Raw genomic sequence first — 619 nt, forward strand, 5'->3', positions numbered from 1 at the left:
ATCTAAAATAGAAGCTTTTGAGCCTATTATAAAAGAGCTCTTAGTAAAGATTCAATTCAAGTATTTTATTCTAAGCGCATTTTATGGCAATATCTTAAAGATAATCATGGACTAGATTGCGCGCAATCTTCATTTAGAAGATACATCTCTAATCACTCAGAATTTAATGAGTACTTTAATAATAGGAAAAAAGAACATATATCAAATATTTCCGCTATGCGATATGAAACTGAGAAAGGACAACAAGCTCAATTGGATTGGAAAGAAAATATAGAATTTGTTTTAACTACAGGTGAAGTTATTAATATAAATGTTTTTTGTATTAATCCTTTCATACTCAAGGTTTAGAGTATATAAATTATCTATTGATAAAACACAAGACGTATTACTTTCCTTTTTAGATGAATCATTTGAAACATTTGGTGGAGTACCTAAAGAATTACTTTTTGATAATATGAAAACTGTTATGGATGAAGCTAGAACTAATTATTCTAAAGGAAAAGTAAATAATAAATTTCAACAATTTGCAGATGACTATGGATTTAAGGTTCGTCCCTGCATAGCAGGAAGACCGAATACAAAAGCTAAAGTTGAAGCTCCTATGAAACTATTAGATGAA

General features: G+C 28.6%; 1 pseudogene. It reads left to right on the top strand.

Features of this window, described 5'->3' with window-relative positions:
• A pseudogene (istA, locus tag ABDZ60_RS15535) lies at positions 1 to 619 on the top strand (IS21 family transposase); the annotation flags it as partial.

This window comes from Clostridium sartagoforme (genome assembly GCF_039521405.1).
GTDB lineage: Bacteria > Bacillota > Clostridia > Clostridiales > Clostridiaceae > Clostridium > Clostridium sartagoforme.